Consider the following 22,549-nt stretch of genomic DNA (forward strand, 5'->3'; position numbering starts at 1 on the left):
AGACACAACGGTGCAGCGCTTCACCGAGTTCGCCTTCGGCGTGCCGTGGGTGATGGGGTTCTTCCACCAGGACTGGACCCACGACGGGCCCACGGCCGTCGACGTCGTGGCGAAACACCTGGCGGAGGAGAGCGACGAGGAGGTCCTGGCGGTACGCCGGGACGCTCGCACGCTCGCCGACCACCTGCCCTCGGAGACGCTCGAGGTGCTGTGGACCGCCGGAGCCCAGTACATGCCGGGCTTCGCGGGGATCACGGGAGCCGAGTGGACCGAGACGGTCGTCGGCCTGTGCGACGCCCGGCTGTCCGAGCGGGGGGACGTCCATCCCCTCACGGGTGCCGACACGGAGGACGGCTGGGACCAGCGGGACGCGGTGGTCGCCCAGATCGAGCGGGCGGGGTTCCTGGCCGACGAGGTGCGTGCCGCGCTCGTCGACTGTGCCCGCGACTGCACCCCGGACCTGGCGCTGCGCGTGCTGCTGAACGCCGTGGAGCACGCTCCCGGTGCGACGCTGTCCCCGGAGCAGTACCAGGGGATGGAGACCATCGGGACGGCCCTGCACTACGGCGAGTTCGTGGTGGACCGCGTCCGCTTCCTGGTGGAGACACCCTGACCGGATTCCGACCGGAGAACGGGGCCCGCACTCACCCGAGTGCGGGCCCCGTTCTCATGCGGTCGTACGCGGTGCCGTGCTCGCCCGAGGCGTCAGTGAGGGCTGGAGCAGCGTCGCCTCGGGTACGAGGCCCCCCGCGAGTTTCTCCATCAGCAGGTCCACCGCCCGTTCGCCCACCTCGGTGGACGGCAGGGCGACCGAGGTGATCCCCAGGGAGTCGGCCAGTTCGTCCGGGCAGATCGCCGTCACCGACAGGTCGCCGGGCACGCGGAGACCGAGCTGTGCGAAGGCGGTGACCAGGGGTTCGAGGACCGCCTCGTTGTGGACGACCACACCCGTGAGGGCCGGCTGGTCGCGGAGCAGGCGCTCGGCCACCTGCCGGGCCGCCGCCGGGGTCGCCTCGCACGGGTGGACGGCCGAGGCGAGCCCGCCCCGGTCGGCGGCGGCGGTGAAACCCTGGACCACGCGCTGGGCGAAGGCCGTGCCCCGGACGTAGACCTCCGGGGGAGACCCGACCAGCCCGACCACCCGGTGCCCGAGCTGGGCCAGATGCTCCACGCAGCGCTCGCCCGCACTGCGGAAGTCCAGGTCGATGCAGGTCAGCCCGGCACCGTCGCGGGGGAAGCCGATCATCACGGACGGCCGGTCCAGGGTGCGCAGCAGTGGCAGCCGGGGGTCGTTCAGCTGGACGTCCATGAGGATCAGCGCGTCGACCAGGGCCGTGTCCGCGACGCGGCGCAGACCGTCCTCGCCCTCCTCCTGGGTCAGGAGCAGGACGTCGTGGTCGTGGCGCCGGGCCGCCGTCACCACCGACGCCACGAACTGCATGACGACCGGCACATGGATGCCGGCCCGCAGCGGGGCGACCAGCGCCAGCACGTTGGAGCGGCTGCTGGCGAGGGCCCGGGCGCCCGCGTGCGGCCGGTAGCCCAGCTCGCGGGCGGCCGCCTCGACCCGCTGCCGGGTCGCCGTGGAGATCGGGCGTTTGCCGCTGAGGGCGTACGACACCGTGCTGGGGGAGACCCCGGCCCGCCGCGCCACATCCGTGATCTTCACCGTCATCCGAGCTCCAGTGTCAGGAAGCCGGTGCCCGCCTCGGCCCGGGTCACCCGGTCCCCGGCCGCGAGCGCCCAGGGCGCCGAGGAGTCGCTCGCCGACGCCCGCAGGGTGTCGCCCTCCCGTACGACGGTGAAGACCGTGTCCCCCACCCGGACCCGCACCTCCGTCCCCCGCTCCAGCCCGTACGTCCGCAGGGTCACCCCGTCGGCGTGCGGGTAGTCGGGCCGGTCGGCGTGCGCGCCGACCGGGAGCACGGCGCCCGGCCGCACCAGCAGCGGCAGACCGCGGAACCCGTGCCGTTCGCGCACCCAGCGCGGACCGGTCACCGTGCCCCCGGTGAGGAAGTGGGTCCAGGTGCCCTCGGGGACGTAGTAGGTGACGTCCCCCTCGTCGCTGAAGACGGGGGCGACCAGCAGATCCGGGCCGAGCATGTACTGCCGTTCCAGATGGGCGCACCCGGGGTCCTCCGGGAACTCCAGCACCATCGCCCGCATCATCGGCAGCCCCTCCTCGTGGGCGACGCGGGCGACGTCGTAGAGGTACGGCATGAGCCGCAGCTTCAGCCGGGTGAAGTGCCGTAGCACGTCCACCGCTTCCTCGTCGAACAGCCAGGGGACCCGGTACGAGGAGCTGCCGTGCAGCCGGCTGTGCGAGGACAGCAGACCGAACGCCAGCCACCGCTTGAACAGCGCCGGTGTCGGGGTGCCCTCGAAGCCTCCGATGTCGTGGCTCCAGAAGCCGAACCCGGACAGTCCGAGCGAGAGGCCGCCGCGCAGCGACTCCGCCATCGAGGCGTACGTCGCCTCGCAGTCGCCGCCCCAGTGGACGGGGAACCTCTGGCTGCCGGCCGTCGCCGAGCGGGCGAAGACGACCGCCTCGCCCTCTCCCCGGTGCTTGCGCAGGACGTCGAAGACGGTGCGGTTGTAGAGGTAGGTGTAGTAGTTGTGCATGCGCTCGGGGTCGGAGCCGTCGGACCACTCCACGTCCAGTGGCACCCGCTCGCCGAAGTCGGTCTTGAAGCAGTCGACGCCCTGGGCGAGGAGCGCCTCCAGTTTCGACGCGTACCAGTCGCGGGCGGCCGGGCTGGTGAAGTCGACCAGGGCCATGCCGGGCTGCCACATGTCCCACTGCCAGACGCTGCCGTCGGGGCGGCGCAGGAGGTGCCCGAGCGCCCTGCCCTCGTCGAACAGCGGGGAGCGCTGGGCGATGTACGGGTTGATCCACACGCAGACGTGCAGGCCCTTGGCCTTCAGCCGGGCCAGCATGCCCTCCGGGTCGGGGAAGACCCGGGGGTCCCAGCGGAAGTCGCACCAGTGGAACTCCCGCATCCAGAAGCAGTCGAAGTGGAAAACGGACAGCGGCAGTTCGCGCTCCCGCATGCCCTCGATGAAGGAGGTCACCGTCTCCTCGTCGTAGGAGGTGGTGAAGGAGGTCGACAGCCACAGCCCGAAGGACCAGGCGGGCGGGAGCGCCGGTCGGCCGGTGAGCGCGGTGTACCGGCGCAGGATCTCCTTGGGGGCCGGCCCGTGGACGACGTAGTACGTCAACTCCTGTGTCTCCGCGCTGAACTGCACCCGGGAGACGGTCTCCGAGCCGACCTCGAAGCCGACCTTGCCCGGGTGGTCGACGAAGACGCCGTAGCCGGCGTCGGTGAGGTAGAACGGCACGTTCTTGTAGGCCTGTTCGGTGGCCGTGCCGCCGTCGGCGTTCCAGATGTCCACGACCTGGCCGTTCCTGACGAGCGGGCCGAAGCGTTCGCCGAGGCCGTAGACGGTGGTGCCCACCCCGAGGTCGAGCTGTTCGCGCAGGTAGTGGCCGCCGGTGGCCGCGTCCCGCAGGATGGCCATGCCCTTGGGTCCGCTGGTGGTGAGGGTGCGGCCGTGGGCGAGGAACTCCACCCGCCAGGGACCGGAGCGGGCCACCCGGACCGACAGCGCGCCGGAGGTGAGGGTCGCGTGGTCGTCGTCGTGGGAGAGGAGCGGGGAGGCCCCGGCCCCGGTCCCGGTGAGGTCGAAGACCGGCTCGCGCGGCCGCTCGCCCGTGAAGTGGCGCAGGGTCAGTCCGATGACGTCCGGCATGGGGCTGTGGACGGTGAGCGTCATGACCGGTCCCGTCATCAGGTCGCCGCGGCTGCGGATCGGCCGGGTCGGGGCGTGGATCTCCAGGGCGCCGGCGCCGTCGGGCTCGGTGACGTCGAGGACCTCGGCCGGGTACGAGGCGGTGACGCCCTCGCGCAGCAGCCAGTAACCGTCGGAGAACTTCATGGGTGGGGGGTCTCCTTACTTCACGGCGCCCACCGCGATGCCGCGGGTGAGCGTGCGCTGGAAGACGAGGAAGAAGACGAGCGCGGGCAGGACGCCGAGCAGGGCGGCGGCGTTGGTCATGGTGGCGTCCATCAGCCGCTGGCCCTGGAGGACGCCGAGGGCCACCGACACCGTCTGGTTGTCGTTGGAGATCAGCATGACCAGCGGGAGCAGGAACTCGTTCCAGGTCCAGACGAAGAAGAGGACCAGCAGCACACCCAGGGTGGGGCGGCTGACGGGGACGACGATCCGCCACAGCACCTGCCAGGTGGTCGCGCCGTCGATCCGGGCCGCCTCGATGATCTCCCGGGGGAACCGGGCGAGGACCGAGGACAGCAGGAACGTACCGAAGGCCGACTGGACGACGGTGAAGACGATGATCACGCCGAGCCGGGTGTCGTAGAGACCGGCCTCCTTGCTCAGGTGGTACAGCGGGTAGACCAGCGCCTCCTGCGGCAGCATGTTGGCCAGGACGAAGAAGGCCAGCAGCCAGGTGCGGCCCCGGACCCGGCCGATGCCGATCGCGTACGCGGTGAGGACCGACAGGACGACCGCGAGGACCGCCACCGAGCCGCTGATCAGGGCCGAGTTGATGAGCTTCTGGCTGTAGTCGACCCGCTCCCAGAAGTCCTTCAGACCGTCCAGGTAGAGACCGTCCGGCAGGCTGAGCGGGCCGTTCGCCGAGTACTCCGCCGGGGACTTCACCGCGTTCACGGCGACGATCAGGAACGGGACGACCATGAAGAGCGCGGCGAGGCAGAGGGCGACCAGGACCGGCCAGCGGCGCAGGGCGTTGGTCATGCGCGCACCCCCGTTGTCGTGTCCTCCGCGTCCTGCGCCCGCGCCTGCAGCCGCAGGCCGATCACGGAGAGGGCGAGGATGATCACGGTCAGCACGGTGGAGACCGCGGCGCCGTAGCCGACCTGGGTCTTCTCGAAGAAGGTGGTGAAGGAGAAGTAGGACGGCACGTCCGTCGCACCGCCCGGGCCGCCCTTGGTCAGCACGTACACCGCGCCGAACACCTTCAGCGCGGCGATCGTGCACCAGGTCAGCACGACATGGATCTCCGGGCGCAGCTGCGGCAGCGTGATGTGCCGGAACCGGCGCCACCAGCCGGCGCCGTCCAGCTCGGCCGCCTCGTGCAGTTCGGGGTCGACGCGCTGCAGCCCCGCCATGAACACCACCAGCGGGAAGCCGATCTGCACCCACACCAGCACACCCATCACGCCGTACAGCGCGAGGTCGGGGTCGCCGAGCCAGTCCCGCTGCCACCCGCCGAGCCCGATCGCTTGGAGGAACGCGTTCAGGGAGCCGTCCTCGGGGGCGAGGATCCAGCTCCACACGATCCCCGCGACCGCGATCGGCAGCACCTGGGGGAGGTAGAAGCAGGCGCGCAGCACCGCGCTGATGCGGGGACCGAAGTGCCGGGCGACATGGTCGAACAGGGCCGCCGCCAGCACCAGTCCGAGGGCCGTCGGTACGGCGGCCATGGCGACGACCATGAACAGGCTGTGCCGGAACGACGCCCAGAAGTCCGCGTCGCCCAGCAGCTCCCGGTAGTTGGCGAACCCGGCCCAGGACGGACGGCCCACGCCCTGCCAGTCGGTGAAGCTCACGCCGGTGTTCATCAGGAACGGCACGACGATCACGGCGAGGAAGGCGAGGAGACCGGGGAGCAGGTACGGGGTGTAGGAGTCGTGGGGGCGGTCGTGGGGGCCGCGTGCCCTCATCGCTGGGGTACGCCCTTGTCGTACGCCTTCTGCAACGCGTCGAGGTAGGCGTCCGGTTTCTCGCTGCCGGTGATCAGTTTCTGGGTCTCGGAGACGAGGACGTCGTAGAAGCCGGGGACCGGCCAGTCGGGGTAGAAGGCGAGGCCGTCGCGGGCGGAGAGGGTGTTGAAGTTCTCGATGAGCTCCTTGGCCTTGGGGTCGGTGATCGCGGCGGGGTCGGCCGCGACCGGGACGCCGCCCTTGTTGCCGAGCAGGTTCTGGATCTTCTTCGACAGGGTGATGTCGATGAAGTCGTAGGCGAGTTCCTTGTTGCCGGCGCTCTTGGGGACGACCCAGAGGTTGCCGCCGGAGCCGAGGGTGAGATCGGAGCCGGGCCACAGGGTGGTGCCCCAGTCGAACGTCGTCGCCTCCGCCTGGAAGCGGCCGTACCACCAGCTGCCGGAGAACAGGATCGGCGCCTTGCCCCGGATGAAGGAGACCCCGGCTTCCTCGGCCTTGGTGCCGCTGGACTTCTCGCCGAGGTAGCCCTTCTTCACCCAGTCGGCGAAGGTCTCCGCCGCGTACGTCCAGGCGGTGTCGTGGAAGTCGGTCTCGCCCTTGTACAGCTCGTAGGAGTCGACCCAGGAGCGGTCGGCCTTGGAGAGGGCGAGTTGGTAGAGGTACTGCTGGGCGAGGTACTCGGCGCCGGAGTTGGCGAGGGGGGTGATGTCGTGCTCGACGAAGGTGTCCATGGCCGTGACGAGGTCGTCGAACGTCTTGGGCTCGGGTAGGTCGTACTTCGCGAACAGGTCCTTGTTGAAGTAGACCATCGTGTACTCGGCGTAGTCCGGCACGCCGTACCACGTGCCGGAACCCATGACACCGTTGTCGTCGTACTGGCTGGTGGTGCGGACGCCGGCGCTCAGGAGCTTGTCCCAGCCGCGTTTCGCCGCCTCGGCGGAGAGGTCGGTGAGCAGCCCCTGCCTGGACAGCAGACCGGCCGTCGCGTTGCCCTTGTTGTACTCCATCAGATCGGGCGCCTCGGAGGAGTTGAGGACCATCGGGGCGGTCTTCTGGATCTGCTCGAAGCTCTTCTCCTCGAACTTCACCTTCACGCCCGGGTGCGTGGCCTCGAACTCCCTGATCGCCTCGGCCCAGGCGACGCCCATCGCGCTGGTCGGGCCCTCGTAGTGCCACAGTCGCAGGGTCTTGGGATCGGAGGAGCCGCTGTCATTCGTGCCGCCGCAGGAGGCCAGCAGCAGAGCGCCCGCCAGGGCCGCCGCCGCACTCGCCACCGCACGCCTTCTCGCCGTCAACATCCTGTGCCTCCGGGGGAGTTCGGGATGGTTCTTCGGGCAGGAACAGCCGCCACGCGACGTTCGACGAGGTCGTCGAACCGTTTCGATGCGTGACGTCGAAGCGCTTCGACGGGGGAAGGTAGGGGGCGGGTGTGACGTGCGTCAATGGGGCGTGCGGGAAATGGCCCTGGCGGGGTCTGTCAGCCGGCGGTGGCAAAGAGATCGTCGGCGGTGCTGGCGTGGACGGCGCGCCGGGACCAGCGGTGAGCTGGTCGAGGGCGGTACGGGCCATCAAGCAACTGGGCCGGCACCGGCCCGGTGCAAGAGGTGGAGCGCGGCTCCCGTTCCGTCGACGGGAGCCGCGCTCCCGCGGTTTCGCTACCGGTACCGCGATCGCGCGGCGGCGAGGGCGATGAGCAGGGCTGTCGTCGCCGCCCCGAGGGGGACCGTGAAGCCCGTCGCGGGGGAGGCGTGGTCGGCCGTCCAGCCGCCGATCGCGCTGCCGCAGGCGATGCCGCCGAGGAGGCCGGTGACCGCGAGGGTCATGCCTTCGTTCAGGCGGGCCACGGGGATGCGTTCCTGGACCAGGGCCATGGTGGTGACCATCGTGGGGGCCGTCGCCGTTCCTGAGAGGAGCAGCGCCGCGGCCAGCAGGGGGAGTGAGTCGAGCACGGTTGCCGCGAGGAGGGGGAGGGTGAGGAGGGTGGCCATCGCCGCCACGCACCGGGGGTGGCGTCGGGAGGCGGGGCCGGAGGGTCGTATCGCCCCGTGGACGAGACCGGCCGCGCAGGAGCCGGCGGCCTGGAGGGCGAGGACGAGGCCCGCCGCCGTACGGTGGCCGCGCTCGTCGGCGAACGCGATCGTCACCACCTCCGTCGCGCCGAACACCGCGCCGAGGGCGAGGCAGATGGCGAGGAGAGGGGGGAGGCCGGGGCTGCGCAGGGGGGATGCGGCGGTGGGGCGGGGGTGCGGGGGTGGTTCCGTCGCGCGCTGGGCGGCGAACGTCAGGATGCCCGTGACCAGCAGCACCACCCCGGCCAGGGTGCCCGCCTCCGGGAAGAACGTGGCGCACAGGAAGGCCGCGACCGCCGGGCCCAGCATGAAGCACAGCTCGTCGACGGCCTGTTCGAAGGAGTTCGCGGTGTGCAGGGCGGCCGGGTCGCCGCTCAGGAGGTGGTTCCAGCGGGCGCGGGACATGCCGCCGGTGTTGGGGGTCGTCGCGGTGGCGGCGTACGCGGCGAACAGGGTCCAGTCCGGGGCGCCGTAGTGGACGCAGAGCAGTAGGGCCAGGCTGCCGAGTGCGGCGAAGAGCGTCGCCGGCACCGCGACCCTGGCCTGTCCGTGCCGGTCGACCAGCCGGGCGATCCAGGGGGCGAGGAGCGCGGTGGCCGCGAGGCCGGTGGCGGTGACCGCGCCGGCGAGGGCGTACGAGTCGCGCGCCCCGGCGATCATCACCACCGCGCTCACGCTGAACATGCCCATGGGCAGCCGGGCGAGGAGGTTCCCGGCGGTGAAGGCGCGGGCGCCGGGAAGGGAGAGGACACGGCGGTAGGAGTGGGGCGGGGGTTCGGGGGCGCGGCGGTCGAGGTCGACGATCACCAAGGTGTCGGCGGTGACCGTGAAGAGGCGGGGTGGCGGGCTGTCCGGCATGGGGGAAACCGTCTCCCGGGGGCGAGCAGGGGGTCCAACACCTTCTCGGTGCCGATTCACGCACCGCCGTTGTAAGTTCGCCGGATGTCCGCACCTGGTCAGACCCATGTCGAGCCCCGGCTCCTGCGCGCCTTCCTCGCCGTCGTCGAGGAGTTGCACTTCACCCGCGCCGCCGCCCGGCTGTACGTCGCCCAGCAGGCGCTCAGCCGGGACGTACGGCGGCTGGAGCGGGAGCTCGGGGCCGAGCTGTTCGTACGGACCACCCGGCAGGTGACGCTCACGGCGGACGGGGAGCGGCTGGTGCCGTTCGCCCGCCGGGCGCTGCAGGCGCAGGACGACCTCGTCGCCGCGTTCGGGCGGGCCCGGCCGCTGCTGGTCGACCTGAACTCGCCGAACCTCGACACCGGACGGCGCGTGCTGCACCGGGCGCGTGAACTCGCCCCCGAACTGGAGCTGATGGCCCGGTACGAGAGCGGACTCACGGGTGCGGCGGCCGAGATCGTCGCGGGGCGGCTGGACGCGTCGTTCGGGCGGTACGCCGGGCTGGGCCCCGTCCTGCGGGGGCGGTTGGAGCGGCAGCTCGTGCGGTACGAGCCGATGGCGGTCGTGCTGCCGGAGGGTCACCGGCTGGCGGGGCTGGCCGCAGTGCCGCTGGACGCGCTCGCCGGGGAGACGGTGTACGCCGGCGCCGGCAACCCCCGGACGCCCGAGTGGACCGACCTCGCGGAGCGGCTGTTCGAGGGCCGCGGGATCCGCCTGGCACCGCCGGCGCCCCTCGCCGTCGGGGAGGAGGAGTTCCAGCGAATCACTACAAAGGTGGGCAATCCTGTCCTTGCGGTGGTGGGTTTTCAGGCCATGACGGGGACCGTCTCACGGCCCTTGATCGACCCGGTCCCCTTGTCGCCCGTGTCACTGGTGTGGCGAAAGGGGCTGGTCCATCCCGGGATCGATGCGCTTCGACGGTCCGCGGCCGAGGTCGCCGAGGCGGAGGGGTGGCTTCAGCGGCCCGTTGGGGGATGGATTCCAGCCATCGACATGAACATGCCTTCTGCGCACAAATGACACATCGCGCACACCGGTCCCACGCCTGCGCTAGATTCGTCGGCCTGAGCGCAGTGGGGTAAAAGGGGCGCGGATTCCGGGTGGGGGCCCGGTCTCGTCGACGTGCGCTCGGAGTCGTAGGCGCACCCTGAACCGGTCCGTGGGGGGAAGTGCGCACATGGAGAAATGGCGAGAAGACGCCCAACCAGGTCCTTCGGAGTGGCCGGAAGCAGCCCCTCCGACTCGGGATGTGCCGACCGTCGTCGGGTATCGGTCCTTAGCGGATGTTCCCGGGCGAAGTGGCCGGGCAGGCGCTTCGAACAGCCTTGCCGAAAATGAACGGTCGAGCGAGTCCGTGGGTGAGGGCAACGACCCGGACGAGGTGACCGTCCAGCTCGACACCCCGCACCCGGCGAAGGGCGCCGGAACCTCGGCCTCCGACGCCCCCGTGTTCGTCGACGCGTCGGGCCGCCGCGGCCGTACCTTCCGCCGGATCGGCATCCTGGCGGGGCTCGCCTGCGCGGCCTACGCCGTCGTCATCGTCGCCACCCTGCTGTCCGGCAACGCCGGCGCGCCCTGGCTGCCGGTGCCGGGCCCGGACGACGATCCGCCGGCCGGCCGGGTCGAGACCACCCGGGGTCCGAGCGCCTCCGCCGCGACCTCCGGCGCCCCGGGCTTCGCGGCCCCGCGCAGCCCCGGCGTCTCCGCCTCGGCCGGCGTGCCCTCCCGCTCGGCGAGCGGCGGGCCCAGCGCCTCGGGCAGCGCCGCGGCGCCCACCGGCTCCGCGGCGGCCCGCCCCTCGGCGAGCGGCAGCCCCCGCGCCAATACGGCACCCAGCACCTCGCCCTCCGACCCGGGCCCGAGCAGCCCGGTCGTGGGCGGCGGCTCCTCCTCCGCCGAGCCCCCGTCCTCCTCCCCGGCCACCAGCCCCTCGCCCGAGTCCTCCCCGTCCTCGGCGGGCGGCGCCAACACGGTCGCGGACGGCGCCCCACACCCGGCACCGGTGGCGGCGGACCGGGGGGTGTGAGGGAAGGCCGCATCCGTGGCCTCCCGTGCCTGTCCCGTCCGGGGGCCGGCCGACAGTTCCCGTGGCCGGCCCGGCGCCCGACGCCCGGCGCCCGGCGCCCGGCGCCCGACGCCCGGCGCCCGACGCCCGGCGCCCGGCGCTCCCGACACCGAGGAGCGCCGTGGCCGGCCCGACGCCCGATGCCCGGCGCCCGGCGCCCGGCCCTCCCGACACCGAGGAGCGCCGTGGCCGGCCCGGCGCCCGGCGCCCGACGCCCGGCGCCCGGCGCTCCCGACACCGAGGAGCCTGCCGTCGCCGTAGCCCGGAGGCCCGGAGTGTGACCGGCCGCAGGCCGACCCGTTGGTATCCCGTGCCCGGCCGGTGCCCGGCCCGTGCCCGGCCCGTGGCGCCGTACGGCATCCAGGGCTGGTCCGACGCCCTTCTCCCTTCCTTCCGGCCCCGCCCTCCCCTTCCTGTCCCCGTCCCCTCCCGTCCGGAGTACGCCCCCTCATGGCCTCACGCTCCAACCGCCGTTCCTCCCGACGTTCCGTCGGTCCCGTCGCGCGCCGTCGGCTGATGCCCCCGCTGCGGCTGCGCCAGCTGCTCCCGCTCGTCGCCCTGTCGGCGATGTTGGCGATGCTGATGCTGCGCGGCTATGTGCACAGCGAGATCCTCGCCGACCACCGGATCCGCCCCGAGGCCCCCGCCGACCGGGTGCCGCGGAAGATCCTCGACGGCGGCCCCGTCGTGGACACCCGGAGCGGCCGGGCCACCGGCCTGGACGTGCCGGACCACCGGATCGTCCTCACCTTCGACGACGGCCCCGACCCGACCTGGACCCCCAAGGTCCTCGACGTGCTGAAGAGGCATCACGCGCACGCCGTCTTCTTCGTCACCGGCACCATGGCCTCCCGCTACCCGGACCTGGTGAAACGGATGGTCGACGAGGGGCACGAGATCGGCCTGCACACCTTCAACCACCCCGACCTCTCCTACCAGTCGAAGCGGCGCATCGACTGGGAACTCACCCAGAACCAGCTCGCCCTGGAGGGCGCGGCCGGGATCCGCACCTCTCTGTTCCGGCCGCCGTACTCCTCCTCCGCCGACGCCCTCGACAACGCGTCCTGGCCGGTCACCCGGTACGTCGGCAGCCGTGGCTACCTCACCGTCCTCACCACCGCCGACAGCGAGGACTGGCGCAGGCCGGGCGTGCGGCAGATCATCCGCAACGCCACCCCGAAGCCCGGCGAGGGCGCGATCGTCCTGATGCACGACTCCGGCGGCGACCGCGGCCAGACCGTCCGCGCCCTCGACACCTATCTCCCCGGCCTGCAGAAGAAGGGGTACCGCTTCCAGAACCTCACCGAGGCCCTGGAGGCGCCCAGCGCGCACACCCCCGTCACCGGTGTGGATCTGTGGAAGGGCAGGGCCTGGGTGTTCCTGGTGACGGCGGCCGACGACCTCACCGATGTGCTCGTCGTCGGCCTCGCCGCCATCGGCTTCCTCGTCCTCGCCCGCTTCGGCCTGATGCTGCCGCTGTCCGCGCTCCACACCCGCCGTACCCGTCGGCGCGGCTTCCGGTGGGGCCCGGACGCGCCGGTCACCGAACCGGTGTCGGTGCTCGTGCCCGCGTACAACGAGGCCAAGTGCATCGAGAACACGGTCCGTTCCCTGATGGCGAGCGAGCACCCGATCGAGGTGGTCGTCGTCGACGACGGCTCCGGGGACGGCACCGCACGGATCGTCGAGGACCTCGCCCTGCCCGGCGTACGCGTCGTACGGCAGCTCAACGCGGGCAAGCCCGCCGCCCTCAACCGGGGCATCGCCAACGCCCGCCACGACCTGATCGTGATGATGGACGGCGACACCGTCTTCGAGCCGGCCACCGTCCGCGAACTCGTCCAGCCCTTCGCCGACCCGGCCGTCGGCGCCGTCGCCGGCAACGCCAAGGTCGGCAACAAGGACACCCTCATCGGCGCCTGGCAGCACATCGAGTACGTGATGGGCTTCAACCTCGACCGCCGGATGTACGACGTCCTGCGCTGCATGCCCACCATCCCGGGAGCGGTGGGTGCCTTCCGCCGCTCGGCCCTCAACCGGGTCGGCGGCATGAGCGACGACACCCTCGCCGAGGACACCGACATCACCATGGCCATCCACCGGGACGGCTGGAAGGTCGTCTACGCGGAGAAGGCCCGGGCGTGGACCGAGGCACCGGAGTCCGTGCAGCAGCTGTGGTCCCAGCGCTACCGCTGGTGCTACGGCACCATGCAGGCGATCTGGAAGCACCGCCGCGCCGTCGTCGAGCGGGGGCCCTCCGGACGGTTCGGCCGCGTCGGGCTGCCGCTCGTCTCCCTCTTCATGGTCCTCGCCCCGCTCCTCGCCCCCCTCATCGACCTGTTCCTCGTCTACGGGCTGCTGTTCGGGCCGACGGGCAGGACCATCGCGGCCTGGTTCGGCGTCCTCGCGGTGCAGGCGGGCTGCGCGGCGTACGCCTTCGTCCTCGACCGCGAGAAACTCACCCCGCTCATCTCCCTGCCGCTCCAGCAGGTCCTCTACCGCCAGCTCATGTACGTCGTCCTGCTCCAGTCCTGGATCACCGCCGTCACCGGGGGCCGGCTGCGCTGGCAGAAGCTGCGGAGGAAGGGCCAGGTGGCGGCGCCGCCCGCCGAGACCGCCGTGACGGAGGGGAGCGCGGCATGACCGCCACCCAGCCCGCCGACGTCACCGCCCCGGCACCCGCGCCCCGGGGCGGCCGTGACCGCTACTTCGACCTGCTGCGCGCGATCGCCCTCTTCCGGGTCGTCCTCTATCACCTGATGGGCTGGGCCTGGCTGCCCGTCGTCTTCCCCTCCATGGGTGTGATGTTCGCCCTCGCCGGCAACCTCATGGCCCGCTCCCTCGGCAACCGCCCCGCCCCGCAGGTCGTCCGGGGCCGGATGCGCCGGCTGCTGCCCCCGCTGTGGCTGCTCGGCGCGGTCGGGGTGAGCGGGATGCTGCTCGCCGGCTGGGGCCCGGACGACGAGGGCCACCCCGGCTGGTGGTGGCTCCACCTCACCTTCTGGATCCTCCCGCTCAGCGACCCGCCGTACGGCGAGAACCTCCCCGGCGTCCACGGGCTGATCGCCGACGGCTGGGCCGTCGACCTCGCCGTACCCCTCTGGTACCTCCGCGCCTACCTCTGGTTCGTCCTGCTCTCCCCGCTGCTGCTGCGCGCCCTGCGGGCCGCGCCCTGGCCGACGGTCCTCTCACCGCTCGCCCTGTCCGCCGCCCTGGAGTTCGGCGCGCTGTCCGTGCCGAGCCGGCGCCTGGACTCCCACCTCAGCGACTTCGGCGCCTTCGGCGCGTGCTGGCTGCTCGGCATGGCCCACCAGGAGGGCGTCCTGCGCCGCCTGCCCCGGTATGTCGTCCCGTCCCTGGCGCCGGCGGTGGCCGGAATCGGCCTCTGGTACGCCCTCGGACACGGCTTCCGGGCCGGGCACGACCTGGACGACATGCCGTTCGCCCAGTCCCTGTGGTCCTTCGCGGCGGTCCTGCTGCTTCTGCACCTCAGCCCGTCCTGGACCGAGTGGCCGCGCCCCCTGCGCCGCTGGGACCGGCTGGTCACGCTCCTCAACGCCCGTGCCGTGACGGTCTATCTGTGGCACAACGTGTGCATCGACGTGGTCGAGGGGCTGTGGGACCGGCTCTGGGGCGTCCCCGGGCTGGAGGAGCACGCGTCCTGGCTGCTGGAGAGCCCCTGGCCGCAGCTCCCGGCCGTCTGGGCGCTCACCGCGCTGTGCGTGGTCTGCTTCGGCTGGGCCGAGGATCTGGCGGCCGGGCGCGGACCCCGGCTGTGGCCCGACGGCGCCCGCCGTCGTGCCCGCAACCTCTCACCGGGCTGCCGCCGGAGGTGAGAGCAACGTTCCCTTCCGGTCACCGACAGCCACAGGACCGGAAACGCGCCCTCCCTACCTTCGGGACTCATCACCGCTCATCCCCCCGAATCACCCGAGCCCGGAGCACGTGGAGGCGTCATGACAGCCCCGAGCACAGACACCGCACCCCCGTCCCCCACGGTTTCCCCCACGAAGAAGGGGAGTCGCTGGATCGAGGAGTGGGACCCGGAGAACGAGACCTTCTGGAACGACAAGGGCGAGAAGATCGCCCGCCGGAACCTCGTCTTCTCCGTCCTCTCCGAGCACATCGGCTTCTCGATCTGGACGATGTGGTCCGTGCTGGTGCTCTTCATGGGCCCGGAGTACGGCCTCACCCCGGCCGACAAGTTCCTGCTGACGTCCATGGTGACGCTGGTCGGCGCGGTCGTCCGGGTGCCGTACACCTTCGCCGTCGCGATCTTCGGCGGCCGGAACTGGACGATCATCTCCGCCGCCCTGCTGCTGATCCCCACCGTCGCCGCCTTCTCGGTGATGAAGCCGGGGACCTCCTTCTCCACCTTCCTCCTGGTCGGCCTGCTCGCGGGCATCGGCGGCGGCAATTTCGCCTCCTCCATGACCAACATCAACGCCTTCTTCCCGCTGCGCAAGAAGGGCTGGGCGCTCGGTCTGAACGCGGGCGGCGGCAACATCGGCGTGCCCGTCCTCCAGCTCGTCGGCCTCGCCGTGATCGGCGCGAGCGGCGGCCCGCGCGTCCTGCTCGGGATCTACATCCCGCTGATCCTGATCGCCGCGACCCTCGCCGCGCTGTACATGGACAACCTCGCGTCAGTGAAGAACGACACCGGCGCCGCGATCGACTCCGCGAAGGACGCCCACACCTGGATCATGTCCTTCCTGTACATCGGCACCTTCGGCTCGTTCATCGGCTACTCCTTCGCCTTCGGCCAGGTGCTGACGAACCAGTTCGGCCGTACGCCGCTCCAGGCGGCCTACCTCACCTTCATCGGCCCGCTGCTGGGCTCCCTGATCCGCCCCGTGGGCGGCTGGCTCGCCGACAGGTACGGCGGCGCCCGCATCACCCTCTACAACTACGTCGGCATGGCCGCCGCCACCGCCGTCCTGGTCTTCGCCAGCATGCAGAAGTCGCTGCCGCTGTTCGTCTCCGTCTTCGTGGTGCTGTTCGTGCTCAGCGGCCTCGGCAACGGCTCGACGTACAAGATGATCCCCGGCATCTTCCAGGCGAAGGCCGTCGCCAAGGGCCTCGAGGGCGAGGCGGCCGCCGCCTACGGCCGACGGCTCTCCGGGGCCTCCATGGGACTCATCGGCGCGGTCGGCGCACTCGGCGGCGTCGGCATCAACATGGCCTTCCGCCAGTCCTTCCTCTCCTACGGCTCCGGCACCGGCGCGTTCGTCGCCTTCCTCGCCTTCTACGCGGCCTGCTTCCTGGTCACCTGGGCCGTATACCTTCGCCGCCCGGCGGGGAGGATCACCGCCGCAAGCCCCTCCTCGGAGGCGAAGCCCCAGCTCAGCTACGCCGAGGTGTGACGTAACACTGGCGACATGAAGCCGAACCGAGCCTGTCACGCACCGTTGACAGGCTCGTCGGCATGTAGGTGCAGGGCGACTCGAGTGCGGGACGAGAGTGATGTACGTGGAACAGCAGCGACCGGACGCCACGACGCAGGGATCCGTGGAGCACGGCCCCCTGGCGGGATTCACCGTGGGCGTGACGGCCGCGCGCCGGGCCGAGGAGCTCGGCGCGCTGCTCCAGCGGCGCGGCGCGTCCGTGCTGCACGCGCCCGCCCTGCGGATCGTGCCGCTCGCCGACGACGGTGAGCTGCTCGCCGCCACCAAGGACCTCATCGACCAGGCCCCGGACGTCGTCGTGGCGACGACCGCCATCGGTTTCCGGGGCTGGGTCGAGGCCGCCGAGGGATGGGGGCTCGGCGAGGAGCTGCTCACCCGGCTCGGCGAGGTGGAACTGCTGGCCCGCGGACCCAAGGTGAAGGGCGCGATCCGGGCCGCCGGACTCACCGAGGACTGGTCGCCGTCCTCGGAGTCCATGGCCGAGGTGCTCGACCGGCTCCTGGAGGAGGGCGTCGAGGGCCGCCGGGTCGCCGTCCAGCTCCACGGGGAGCCGCTGCCCGGGTTCGTGGAGGCGCTGCGGGCCGGGGGAGCGGAGGTCGTCGGCGTCCCGGTGTACCGGTGGATGCCGCCCGAGGACATCGCCCCGCTCGACCGGCTCATCGACGCGGCCGTCTCGCGCGGCCTCGACGCGATCACCTTCACCAGCGCGCCGGCCGCGGTGTCCCTCTTCTCCCGCGCCGAGGAGCGGGGCCTGCTCTCCGAGCTGATCGCCGCGCTCCACCACGATGTGCTGCCGGCCTGCGTCGGACCGGTCACCGCCCTGCCGTTGCAGGCGCGCGGCCTGGACACCGTCCAGCCGGAACGCTTCCGGCTCGGTCCCCTCGTGCAGCTCCTCTGCCAGGAACTCCCGGGGCGGGCGCGGGCGCTGCCCCTCGCCGGGCACCGGGTGGAGATCCGCGGGCACGCGGTGCTGGTCGACGGCTGTCTCAGGCCCGTGCCCCCGGCCGGGATGTCCCTCCTGCGGGCGCTGTCGCGGCGGCCCGGCTGGGTCGTCCCCCGCGCCGACCTGCTGCGCGCGCTGCCCGGCGCCGGCCGCGACGAGCACGCCGTGGAGACGGCGATGGCCCGCCTGCGCACGGCCCTGGGCACGCCCAAGCTGATCCAGACGGTGGTGAAGCGGGGGTACCGGCTGGCTCTGGACCCGGCGGCGGACACGAAGTACGCCGACGCCTGAGCCGTCGCTCGCGCGGCTGCGGGCAGCGCCTCGCCCCCGCCCCCCGCGCCGGGTGAGGCACAGGGGGTTTCGGCCGCGCCCCGGGAAGGGGCACTGTGAGGGCAACGGTTTCCTCGGTTTCCTCAGGAACGCTCCGACGCAGGCGGTGGCGCATGACACTGGGCACGGCCACGGACCCCTACGAGCTGCGGTTCGACGCCGGACGCAGTTGTCTCGACCTCCTCGCGACCAGCCATCCCCGTGAACACCTCGACGGAGTCGGCCCGTTGTGCGCCTGGATCCGCGGCGCGGGCCTCGTCCCGCCGGGCACCGCGCTCAGCCACGCCGACCCCTCCTGGCCGCAGGCGTTCCGCGAACTGCGCTCCGGCGTCGACCGGTTGGTGCGGGACTGGCTGGCCCGCGTCCACCCCGGCCCGTACGACATCGACCTCGACCGTCTCAACGACGCCGCCCGCGCCGCGCCGCCCGTCCCCCGCGCCGTACGCGACGAGGACGGCACCCTCGTACGGGAGTTGGACGGGCCGCCGGAGTGCGCCGCGCTGCTCGCCGCCGTGGCGCGGGACGCCGTGGAGCTGCTCACGGATCCGGTGGCACGGGCGGGCCTGAGGGAGTGCGAGGGGGACAACTGCCCGATCGTCTACGTCGACACCTCCCGCGGCAGGCGCAGACGTTGGTGTTCGAGCGAGGTCTGCGGCAACCGTGAGCGCGTCGCACGGCATCGTCGGCGCGCCGCCTTGGCACGCTCCCAACTGCCCGGTATACGCCTTCTCTGACGAGCTGACAGTAATTGCACAGCGTTCCGTGACAGCCTGGCGGCAAAATTGCCGAAGTGATTTCGACAACATCATGTTTGCCCATGCCTGAGCAAGGGCAGCCCGCCCGATCGCGCCCGTGTGGCGAAAATGTGAAGGAGAAGCGGTGGGAATGTGCCGCCATGTCCCCCTCGTCATGACACCCTGAAGAAAACTGTCTTCTCGGTTTGAACACTCCGCACCCCCCTTCCGTACCTGTCACCGAGCGACCGACTGGGGGAACCCCCGGACACCGGAGGTGGGCGTGCGCAAGGATGCGGCCGTGGCCAATGAACATGGATCGAGGGCCCGACATCGCATGTCCCAGCCCTCGGAACCCGACGAGGAGCTGATGCGTGCTCTGTATCGGGAGCATGCCGGACCCCTGCTTGCGTATGTCCTGCGCCTGGTTGCCGGAGACCGCCAGCGTGCCGAGGACGTGGTGCAGGAGACACTCATCCGTGCCTGGAAGAACGCCGGTCAGCTCAATCGGGCGACCGGATCGGTACGCCCCTGGCTGGTGACGGTCGCTCGCCGCATCGTCATCGACGGCCACCGCAGCCGGCAGGCCCGGCCGCAGGAGGTCGACCCGTCGCCGCTGGAGGTCATCCCCGCGGAGGACGAGATCGACAAGGCGCTGTGGCTGATGACGCTGTCGGACGCGCTCGACGACCTGACCCCGGCCCACCGGGAGGTGCTCGTCGAGACGTACTTCAAGGGGCGTACCGTCAACGAGGCGGCCGAGACGCTGGGCATTCCCAGTGGCACCGTCCGCTCCCGGGTGTTCTACGCCCTGCGGTCGATGAAGCTGGCTCTGGAGGAGCGGGGGGTGACGGCGTGATGAGCATGTACGGGGGATTCGGATCAGGTGGTGCGGGTATGTCTGGCCCCATGCAGGGATCTGTGGGATCTCCGAGCCCGAGCGAACACGAGACCGTGGGCGCCTACGCTCTGGGCATCCTCGACGACGCCGAGGCGACCGCCTTCGAAGCGCATCTCGCCGGGTGCGAGTGGTGCGCGCAGCAGCTCGACGAGCTCGCCGGGATGGAACCGATGCTGGCCGCGCTCGCGGACCTGCCCGGCTCCGGCACACCGGCGATCGGTGACTCCCTGTCCGCCCGGCCGAGCCCCCGCCTCGTGGAGAAGCTGGTCGACGAGGTGTCCGAACGGCGCGCCCAGAAGCGCCGCCGCTCCTTCTACCTCGTGGCGGCCGCCGCGGCGCTGATCATCGGCGGTCCGGTCGGCGTCATGGCCGTGACCGGCGGCGACGACGGCGGCAAGGCGCCGGTGGCGAGCAGCACCACCAACCCCGCCAAGTCGACCTTCGAGACGCTCTCCGACAAGGTCTCCGCGACCGACTCCTCCAGCAAGGTGACGGCGACCGTCGCCATGGGTGAGAAGGCCTGGGGCACCGAGGTCGGCGTCGAGCTGAAGAACGTCTCGGGCCCGGAGAAGTGCTCGCTCATCGCCGTCGGCAAGGACGGCAAGCGCGAGACCGTCTCCTCCTGGTCCGTCCCGGAATGGGGCTACGGCCTCCCGAACGCCAAGACCGAACAGGCCAAGAACCCGCTCTACGTCGTGGGCGGCGCCGCCTTCAAGCCGAACGAGATCGACCACTTCGAGGTCATGACCTTCGACGGCACGAAGCTCGTCCAGGTCGACGCCTGACGAAGAACGCCGGGCCCGCCTTCGGGCGGGCTCTCGCCTCCACCGGTCCCCTTCGCGTACGGTTGACGGCTGCCCAGCACGTCAGAAGGGGGCCCGGTGGCCGCACAGGCTCAGCAGGAAACCGCGGTCAGCGCCGCACCGGACACGGTCCGGGACCGCGAGATCGGCGTCGAACAGGAACACCTCGACCGGGTGTACCGACGCCTCGAGGAAAAGATCCACGAGGCGGAGTTCCTCATGAACGACGCCGCACAGCGCGGCCAGGTCGGAACCCCCGGCGCCCTCGCCGAACGCGACGCCCAGGTGTTCCGGGCCGGCGTCCATCTCAACCGGCTCAACAACGAGTTCGAGGACTTCCTCTTCGGACGGATCGACCTCCTCCTCGGCAAGGACGGCAAGAAGGGCCCCGACGGCGCCTACACCGCCGTGGAACCCGCCGAAGGCGCTGTCCGCGACGACAACACCGCCGACATCGCCGAGACCCTCCACATCGGCCGCATCGGGGTCCTCGACTCCGAGTACGCGCCGCTGGTCATCGACTGGCGCGCACCCGCCGCGGCCCCCTTCTACCGCTCCACCCCCGTCGCCCCCGGCCGGGTCGTGCGCCGCCGGGTCATCCGTTCCAAGGGACGCCGGGTCCTCGGCGTCGAGGACGACCTGATGCGCCCCGAGCTGACGGCGTTCCTCGGCGGTGACGCACTGCCCGTCATCGGCGACGGCGCCCTGATGGCCGCGCTCGGCCAGGCCCGCAGCCACACCATGCGGGACATCGTCGCCTCCATCCAGGCCGAGCAGGACCTGGTCATCCGCGCCCCCGCCGCCTCCGTGACCTACGTCGAGGGCGGCCCCGGCACCGGCAAGACCGCCGTGGCCCTGCACCGCGCCGCCTACCTCCTCTACCAGGACCGCCGCAGATACTCCGGCGGCATCCTCATCGTCTCGCCCACCCCGCTGCTGGTGGCGTACACCGAGGGCGTCCTGCCCTCCCTGGGCGAGGAGGGCCAGGTCGCCATCCGCGCCATCGGCTCCCTCGTCGACGGCGTCGAGGCGACCCTGTACGACGCCCCCTCCGTGGCCCGCGCCAAGGGCTCGTCCCGGATGCTGCGCGTGCTGCGCAAGGCGGCCCGCGGAGCCCTGGAGCTGGGACCGGGCGGAGCCCGGCGGAACGGCGGCGGCAACGGCCAACTCGCCTTCGACGGCGACACCTCCGACACCTCCGACACCCCCGTCACCTCCGGTACGACGGCCACGACGACCCCCGCCCGGCTCCGCGTCGTCGCCTTCGGGCGCCGGATCGAGCTGGAGTCCGCCGACCTGGACCGCATCCGCCAGAGCGCCCTCGGCGGCACCGCCCCCGTCAACCTGCTGCGCCCCCGCGCCCGCAAGCTGCTCCTGGACGCCCTGTGGGAGCGCTCCGGCGCCGCCGGCCGGCACACCGACCCCGAGCTGGCCGCGGAGCTGCGCTCCTCCTTCGACGAGGACGTGACCACGGAGGACTCCTTCATCGGGTTCCTGGACGCCTGGTGGCCCGAGCTGACCCCCGCGACCGTCCTCGCGGCGATGGCCGACGAGCGCAGGCTCGGCCGCTGGGCCCGCCGGATCCTCAACCCCGGCGAGGTCCGCAGGGTCGCCCGCTCGCTGAAGCGGGACGGCCACTCGGTGCACGACATCGCGATGCTCGACGAGCTCCACGCGATCCTCGGCAGCCCGGCCCGCCCCCGCAAGAGGCGCGAGCTCGACCCGCTGGACCAGCTCACCGGCCTGGAGGAGCTGATGCCGGTGCGCGAGGAGTCGCAGCGCGAGCGCGCCGAGCGGCTCGCCGCCGAACGCGTCGAGTACGCGCACGTCATCGTCGACGAGGCCCAGGACCTCACCCCCATGCAGTGGCGCATGGTCGGCCGCCGCGGCCGGCACGCCACCTGGACCGTCGTCGGCGACCCCGCCCAGTCGTCCTGGTCCGACCCCGACGAGGCCGCCGAGGCCCGCGACGAGGCGCTCGGCACCCGGCCCCGCCGCCGGTTCCAGCTCACCGTGAACTACCGCAACCCCGCCGAGATCGCCGAGCTGGCCGCCAAGGTGCTGGCCCTGGCCATGCCCGGCGCCGAGTCCCCCTCGGCGGTCCGCTCCACCGGTCTCGTCCCCCGCTTCACCGCCGTACGGGACTCGCTCGCCGCGACCGTCCGCGCCGAGGCCGAACGCCTCCTCGCGCAGGTCGACGGCACCGTCGGCGTCGTCGTCGCCATGCAGCGCCGCGAGGAGGCCCGCCGCTGGCTCGCCGGGCTCGGCGACCGGGTCGTCGCCCTCGGCAGCCTGGAGGCCAAGGGCCTGGAGTACGACGCCACGGTCGTCGTCTCGCCCGCCGAGATCGCCGACGAGTCCCCGGCCGGCCTGCGTGTGCTGTACGTCGCGCTGACCCGGGCCACCCAGCAGCTCACCGTGGTCTCGGGGGACCGGGACGAACCGGACGCGCGGGGGGTGCCCGACCTGCTGCGGGACTGAGCCGGGGGCGCCCGGGGGACCCCGGGTGAACGTTTCCTGTGAACCGCCCCGCACGGGAATGGTGTTCGGGGATCCGTTTGTTAGCCTGGGTGTGACACCGGCTCGATCCAAGCCCCCGGGCCCAACCTTCGTCGCTACGAGCGACCACTTGCCGCGAGGCGAGCATGGCGGGCCGGTGTCATGAACGGGCGAGAGGCCCACATCCGATGTGAT

General features: G+C 72.0%; 17 protein-coding genes. 11 read left to right on the forward strand and 6 right to left on the reverse strand.

Going from position 1 to position 22,549, the window contains the following annotated elements; translation table 11 throughout:
* Positions 1-10 precede the first annotated feature (10 nt).
* Positions 11-613 carry a contact-dependent growth inhibition system immunity protein gene (locus tag OG852_RS29450; protein WP_133914965.1) on the forward strand — a complete coding sequence of 201 codons (603 nt, stop codon included), beginning with the start codon at positions 11-13 and terminating at the stop codon, positions 611-613.
* 54 nt (positions 614-667) lie between these two features.
* Here OG852_RS29450 and OG852_RS29455 read toward each other — a convergent pair whose 3' ends face one another.
* The 6 genes from OG852_RS29455 to OG852_RS29480 all read right to left on the reverse strand — a co-directional run bounded on the left by OG852_RS29455 (position 668) and on the right by OG852_RS29480 (position 8,632).
* Complete coding sequence (locus OG852_RS29455; RefSeq protein WP_330349459.1) at positions 668-1,675, reverse strand: LacI family DNA-binding transcriptional regulator; 1,008 nt, start codon at positions 1,673-1,675, stop codon at positions 668-670.
* The gene (gene yicI, locus OG852_RS29460; RefSeq protein WP_330349460.1) at positions 1,672-3,936 is read right to left on the reverse strand and encodes an alpha-xylosidase; all 2,265 of its coding nucleotides are present in this window, start codon (positions 3,934-3,936) and stop codon (positions 1,672-1,674) included. Before yicI ends, OG852_RS29455 begins: the two co-directional genes overlap by 4 nt.
* A gap of 15 nt (positions 3,937-3,951) precedes the next feature.
* The gene (locus OG852_RS29465; protein ID WP_330349461.1) at positions 3,952-4,776 is read right to left on the reverse strand and encodes a carbohydrate ABC transporter permease; all 825 of its coding nucleotides are present in this window, start codon (positions 4,774-4,776) and stop codon (positions 3,952-3,954) included.
* Complete coding sequence (locus OG852_RS29470; RefSeq protein WP_330349462.1) at positions 4,773-5,705, reverse strand: carbohydrate ABC transporter permease; 933 nt, start codon at positions 5,703-5,705, stop codon at positions 4,773-4,775. The genes OG852_RS29465 and OG852_RS29470 overlap by 4 nt, the downstream gene beginning before the upstream one ends.
* Complete coding sequence (locus tag OG852_RS29475; RefSeq protein WP_133914970.1) at positions 5,702-7,003, reverse strand: ABC transporter substrate-binding protein; 1,302 nt, start codon at positions 7,001-7,003, stop codon at positions 5,702-5,704. The genes OG852_RS29470 and OG852_RS29475 overlap by 4 nt, the downstream gene beginning before the upstream one ends.
* A 357-nt stretch (positions 7,004-7,360) precedes the next feature.
* Complete coding sequence (locus tag OG852_RS29480; RefSeq protein ID WP_330349463.1) at positions 7,361-8,632, reverse strand: MFS transporter; 1,272 nt, start codon at positions 8,630-8,632, stop codon at positions 7,361-7,363.
* Between the two features lie 84 nt (positions 8,633-8,716).
* Here OG852_RS29480 and OG852_RS29485 point away from each other — a divergent pair, with 84 nt between their 5' ends.
* The 10 genes from OG852_RS29485 to OG852_RS29530 all read left to right on the forward strand — a co-directional run bounded on the left by OG852_RS29485 (position 8,717) and on the right by OG852_RS29530 (position 22,336).
* A complete protein-coding gene (locus OG852_RS29485) occupies positions 8,717-9,694 on the forward strand; it encodes a LysR family transcriptional regulator (protein WP_133914972.1) in 978 nt (325 codons plus the stop codon).
* A 334-nt stretch (positions 9,695-10,028) separates the two neighbouring features.
* Positions 10,029-10,700 carry a hypothetical protein gene (locus tag OG852_RS29490; protein WP_330349464.1) on the forward strand — a complete coding sequence of 224 codons (672 nt, stop codon included), beginning with the start codon at positions 10,029-10,031 and terminating at the stop codon, positions 10,698-10,700.
* Between the two features lie 489 nt (positions 10,701-11,189).
* Positions 11,190-13,382: a bifunctional polysaccharide deacetylase/glycosyltransferase family 2 protein gene (locus OG852_RS29495; protein ID WP_330349465.1), complete on the forward strand. Its 2,193-nt coding sequence runs from the start codon at positions 11,190-11,192 to the stop codon at positions 13,380-13,382.
* A complete protein-coding gene (locus tag OG852_RS29500) occupies positions 13,379-14,575 on the forward strand; it encodes an acyltransferase family protein (RefSeq protein WP_330349466.1) in 1,197 nt (398 codons plus the stop codon). Before OG852_RS29495 ends, OG852_RS29500 begins: the two co-directional genes overlap by 4 nt.
* A 120-nt stretch (positions 14,576-14,695) precedes the next feature.
* Positions 14,696-16,102: a nitrate/nitrite transporter gene (locus OG852_RS29505; RefSeq protein WP_133914976.1), complete on the forward strand. Its 1,407-nt coding sequence runs from the start codon at positions 14,696-14,698 to the stop codon at positions 16,100-16,102.
* Between the two features lie 100 nt (positions 16,103-16,202).
* Positions 16,203-17,378, forward strand: coding sequence for a uroporphyrinogen-III synthase (locus OG852_RS29510; protein ID WP_133914977.1), 1,176 nt, complete (start codon positions 16,203-16,205; stop codon positions 17,376-17,378).
* A 152-nt stretch (positions 17,379-17,530) separates the two neighbouring features.
* Positions 17,531-18,151, forward strand: a complete 621-nt coding sequence (locus OG852_RS29515) for a CGNR zinc finger domain-containing protein (protein ID WP_330349467.1) — start codon at positions 17,531-17,533, stop codon at positions 18,149-18,151.
* 337 nt (positions 18,152-18,488) lie between these two features.
* On the forward strand, positions 18,489-19,010 hold the full coding sequence (locus OG852_RS29520) for a sigma-70 family RNA polymerase sigma factor (RefSeq protein WP_010039908.1): 522 nt from the start codon (positions 18,489-18,491) through the stop codon (positions 19,008-19,010).
* Between the two features lie 50 nt (positions 19,011-19,060).
* A complete protein-coding gene (locus OG852_RS29525; protein ID WP_330349468.1) occupies positions 19,061-19,837 on the forward strand; it encodes an anti-sigma factor family protein in 777 nt (258 codons plus the stop codon).
* 96 nt (positions 19,838-19,933) lie between these two features.
* The gene (locus OG852_RS29530; RefSeq protein WP_133914980.1) at positions 19,934-22,336 is read left to right on the forward strand and encodes a HelD family protein; all 2,403 of its coding nucleotides are present in this window, start codon (positions 19,934-19,936) and stop codon (positions 22,334-22,336) included.
* The last annotated feature ends 213 nt before the right edge of the window (positions 22,337-22,549 follow it).

Source organism: Streptomyces sp. NBC_00582 (assembly GCF_036345155.1).
Classification (GTDB): Bacteria; Actinomycetota; Actinomycetes; order Streptomycetales; family Streptomycetaceae; genus Streptomyces.

Bases quoted from the DNA above. Each gene is read 5' to 3' on its own strand.
- OG852_RS29470 (WP_330349462.1), bottom strand. From the start codon at position 5,705: ATGAGGGCACGCGGCCCCCACGACCGCCCCCACGACTCCTACACCCCG.
- OG852_RS29480 (WP_330349463.1), bottom strand. From the start codon at position 8,632: ATGCCGGACAGCCCGCCACCCCGCCTCTTCACGGTCACCGCCGACACC.
- OG852_RS29495 (WP_330349465.1), top strand. From the start codon at position 11,190: ATGGCCTCACGCTCCAACCGCCGTTCCTCCCGACGTTCCGTCGGTCCC.
- OG852_RS29475 (WP_133914970.1), bottom strand. From the start codon at position 7,003: ATGTTGACGGCGAGAAGGCGTGCGGTGGCGAGTGCGGCGGCGGCCCTG.
- OG852_RS29520 (WP_010039908.1), top strand. From the start codon at position 18,489: ATGTCCCAGCCCTCGGAACCCGACGAGGAGCTGATGCGTGCTCTGTAT.
- OG852_RS29465 (WP_330349461.1), bottom strand. From the start codon at position 4,776: ATGACCAACGCCCTGCGCCGCTGGCCGGTCCTGGTCGCCCTCTGCCTC.
- OG852_RS29510 (WP_133914977.1), top strand. From the start codon at position 16,203: ATGTACGTGGAACAGCAGCGACCGGACGCCACGACGCAGGGATCCGTG.
- OG852_RS29455 (WP_330349459.1), bottom strand. From the start codon at position 1,675: ATGACGGTGAAGATCACGGATGTGGCGCGGCGGGCCGGGGTCTCCCCC.
- OG852_RS29485 (WP_133914972.1), top strand. From the start codon at position 8,717: ATGTCCGCACCTGGTCAGACCCATGTCGAGCCCCGGCTCCTGCGCGCC.
- OG852_RS29525 (WP_330349468.1), top strand. From the start codon at position 19,061: ATGCAGGGATCTGTGGGATCTCCGAGCCCGAGCGAACACGAGACCGTG.
- OG852_RS29515 (WP_330349467.1), top strand. From the start codon at position 17,531: ATGACACTGGGCACGGCCACGGACCCCTACGAGCTGCGGTTCGACGCC.
- OG852_RS29500 (WP_330349466.1), top strand. From the start codon at position 13,379: ATGACCGCCACCCAGCCCGCCGACGTCACCGCCCCGGCACCCGCGCCC.
- yicI (WP_330349460.1), bottom strand. From the start codon at position 3,936: ATGAAGTTCTCCGACGGTTACTGGCTGCTGCGCGAGGGCGTCACCGCC.
- OG852_RS29505 (WP_133914976.1), top strand. From the start codon at position 14,696: ATGACAGCCCCGAGCACAGACACCGCACCCCCGTCCCCCACGGTTTCC.